Annotated in this window: 2 protein-coding genes and 2 pseudogenes; 1 reads left to right on the top strand and 3 read right to left on the bottom strand. The window is 67.6% G+C overall.

Annotated elements, in window-relative coordinates; all coding sequences use genetic code 11:
* From WA965_RS02855 to sfnG, 3 genes and pseudogenes are all read right to left on the bottom strand, one after another.
* Positions 1–884: cell division protein PerM (locus WA965_RS02855; RefSeq protein ID WP_526447039.1), on the bottom strand; the 884-nt coding region annotated here is incomplete at its 3' end.
* A gap of 60 nt (positions 885–944) precedes the next feature.
* Entirely contained in the window at positions 945–1,808 is an 864-nt protein-coding gene (locus WA965_RS02850; protein ID WP_526296660.1) for a DUF5336 domain-containing protein, read from the bottom strand.
* 157 nt (positions 1,809–1,965) lie between these two features.
* A pseudogene (gene sfnG / locus WA965_RS02845) lies at positions 1,966–3,104 on the bottom strand (dimethylsulfone monooxygenase SfnG).
* Between the two features lie 139 nt (positions 3,105–3,243).
* On the opposite strand from sfnG, the pseudogene WA965_RS02840 reads away from it, so the two are divergent.
* Positions 3,244–3,451 (top strand): annotated as a pseudogene (locus WA965_RS02840) (LLM class F420-dependent oxidoreductase); the annotation flags it as partial.

The following is a 3,451-nucleotide window of genomic DNA, read 5'->3' as shown; positions in this document are numbered from 1 at the left end:
ACTCCGGACACCGCAGCGACGATCAGCAGGCCGACCCACGCCGGACCGAGCGGCGGGGTCGGCACGGCGGCCAGCACCGGCAGCGCCGGGATGTCGCCGCCGAAGACAGTGAACGAGCTGAACGTCGCAAGCCCCACATGAGCGCTGGAGCCGACCGCGACCGCTGCCGCGCCGACCATCACGTTGGGCAGATAGAGCACCGACAGCACGGTCAGGCTGAACTGCCCGAACATGGAGTCGGTGATCGAGTACAGCTCGTGCATGGTCGACCAGTGGACGATCAGTGATCCCGCGACGACCGCTCCGGAAAGCCCCATCAGCGTGATCACGCCCACCGCCGCCGCCCGGAAGGCATCGGGCACCCAGCGCGGGAGCGGGGACGCGACGAGAAGCGGCCGGCCCACACGCGAGCCCACGCCGAGCAGCGCGCCGATCACATGCGCGGTCAGCACACTTCCGAATGCGACCAACGCGTCCGGCGTCTGCAGTTCGGTCAGCACCGATGCGGCATCGTGGATCACCGCCAGGCAGATCGCGGCGATCAGCATCGGCCCGCCGACCGCGGAGGCCACCACCCAGCGGGTGACGAACCACGAGGTGCTGGTGGTGGCGGCCGCCGTGGTGCGGGCGGTGCCGTAGACCATCAGCAGCACCGGGAACAGCGGCATCACGCCCAGCGCACTGCCGCCGATCGAGATCGGCACCTGGTGCACCCCCAGCCACATGCTGGCGATGGCGCCCAGCGCGCCGGTCATGTCGCTGTTGGCGATCAGCAGCTGCAGCAGCACCACCGCGGCGATGACGACCAGTGCGACCACGGACGGCCCGAACGCCACCCTGAGCAGGTCACGCGCCTGGCGTGTCCCGACTGGTTGGTTCTGCACGGGCTGGGCCGCTCCTCGCACACGCTCGGGCGCGCGACGTTCGCGCACGCGCGGCTCAGACTACGACGAGGACTGATCCGACTGCGAGGAAGAAGGCGCCTGGTGTTGCGCGGGCACCTGCGTCGTGGGGGTGTTGCTCGCCGGCGGCTGGCCGTACGTGGGGAACCCGGTCGGCGGGGTCGGCGGTCCGGACTGGTCGCCCTGTCCGGACTGTCCGCCCTGGGAGACGGCGGGGAACCCACCCGTCGAGGGACCGGTGCCCGGGTAGCCACCGTACTGCGAGGGGTAGCCCGGCCGCTGCTGCGGAGGCCCCTGCTGGTGCTGGGGTCCACCGTGCTGGGGCTGTCCCTGCGGCTGGCCGTAGTAGCCGGGGTACTGGCCGTACTGCTGGTGCTGGTCGTACTTGGGCCGTGACACCGGCGCGGTGATGACTCCCGCGTCGAGCAGCAGTGCACCGACGCCGACGATCGCCTGGATCGCGGTGAAAGCGATGAGCAGATACATGCCCCAGTCGATGGTGACGCCGCTCGGGGCGGTCAGCACGATCGAGATGACCAGCAGGAAGCCCAACAGCGACAGCACCCCGACGACGGCTGGGCGCGCCTTCTGCTTCGGCATCAGGCTGACCCCGGCGATCAGTGCAGCCAGGATTGCGGCGGTCACCGCGATGTCGATGCGGACCGGCGTGATGACGAACTCGGTGCCTGCGCTGAACTGGGGGCCGAGACTTCCGACAAAAACGAAGAGGCCCAGCACCGCGACGGCCGCGGCGAGGTACATGGGCAGCTTGCCCGGGTCCGTGCCGGCCGAGTTGGACTCAGGGACCTTGCTGAACTGCTGCGTGGGTGCGGAGAACTGGGCGCTCGGCTGCTGCTGCGCGGGCGGGTAACCCGAGCCTCCGGGCGCGCCTTGTGGGTACGACATGACCTCTCCCTGTGCTGTGCGGGCATCGGATGGACGGTGACGACGTGGTCTGACTTCCAGTCACGGACCGCCTGAGCGATTCGATGATCCACGCTAGCGCACCCGTGGGCACCGCCGTCACGCCTCGGTACCTGAGCGCGGCACTCACAGGCACCCCTCAGGGAACTGACGCGGAGACGAGCACCGGTGAGTCGGTCGACGCCTTGTCCGAATGCTCGATTTCGCGGACCAGCGGGAGCACCCGCGAGCCGAAGTACTCGATCTCCTCCTGGAAATGCAGGAACCCGCCGAGAATCAGGTCGACTCCGCGTCTGCGATAGGCCGCGATGCGTTCTGCGATCTGTTCGGGGGTGCCGATCAACTGAGTCCGGAATCCGTCGTTGTACTGCACCAGATCCTCGAATGACGAGTCGGCCCACATGCCCTTCCTGTCGCCGGTGGAGCTGCCGGCCTGCTGGACGGCGGAGCGGAATCCGTCCACGGCGGGCCGGTTGGCCTTCTCGATGATCTCCCGCAACGTGTCCTTGGCTTCCTGCTCTGTGTCCCGGGCGATGATGAAGCCGTTGAGCCCGAACTTCACCTCTCGGCGCGCGGTTCGGGCGTGATCGCGGACGTCGACCAACTGTTCGGTGACGCCGTCGAAGTCCTTGCCATTGGAGAAGTACCAGTCCGAGTGGAGTCCGCCGTTCCGGCGGGCCGCGGTGGAGTTGCCGCCCTGGAAGATCTCCGGGTTCGGTCGTTCGGGCGTGTTGAGGGGCTTCGGCTTCAGGGTGAAGTCGTGGATCCAGTAGAAGTCACCGCGGTAGTCGACGTCGTCCTCGGTCCAGATCTTGCGCAGCACCTGGAGGAATTCGGCACTGCGACGGTAGCGCTCGTCGTGCTCCAGCCACGGCTCCCCCAGGTGTGTGAACTCGTCCTTGAACCACCCGGACACCACGTTGACCGCGAAGCGGCCACCGGACAGGTGGTCGGCGGTGGCGCCGAGCTTTGCCAGCACCGCGGGCTGCCACAGACCCGGGTGGACCGCGGCGATGACCTTGAGTCGTCGGGTGGCCAGCAGCAGCGCCAGGCTGAAGCTCGTCGATTCGTGCTGGTACTCGGCCCCGTAGCTGGCCTCGTAGCGGACCTGCGACAGCGCGTACTCGAAGCCGTTGTTCTCCGCTGTCTGCGCCACTTGGCGTTGTACTCGTAGTTCCAGTCGGTCCGCTGCTCGATGTCGCTGGTCACCAGGCCGCCGCTGACGTTGGGCACCCAGTAGGCGAACTTGATCTGGTCGGAGATGCGTTCGGTCGTCATGGTGGCCATCGAATCAACGGTGGGAGCTGCCGTCGCGGGTATCACTCGCGCTGACGAAAACTGCCGCACCACACCGGAACTGTCTTCCAGCAGGAACCCGCCTTGCGCCCGCGGATTGGAACACGTTCTAATTCGGGGTATGGACTTTGGTTTGGTGTTGTTCACCTCTGATCGTGGGATCACCCCGGCCGCGGCGGCCACGCTGGCCGACGAGCACGGTTTCACCACGTTCTACGTCCCCGAACACACCCACATCCCGATCAAACGCGACGCCGCCCACCCCACCACCGGCGACGAGACCCTGCCCGACGACCGCTACATGCGCACGCTGGACCCCTGGGTCTCGC

The sequence above is a fragment of the Mycobacterium sp. genome (assembly GCF_049683935.1).
Classification (GTDB): domain Bacteria; phylum Actinomycetota; class Actinomycetes; order Mycobacteriales; family Mycobacteriaceae; genus Mycobacterium.
Note: the sequence above shows the minus strand (reverse complement) of the source record. Positions and strands in the feature narration are given on the sequence as shown.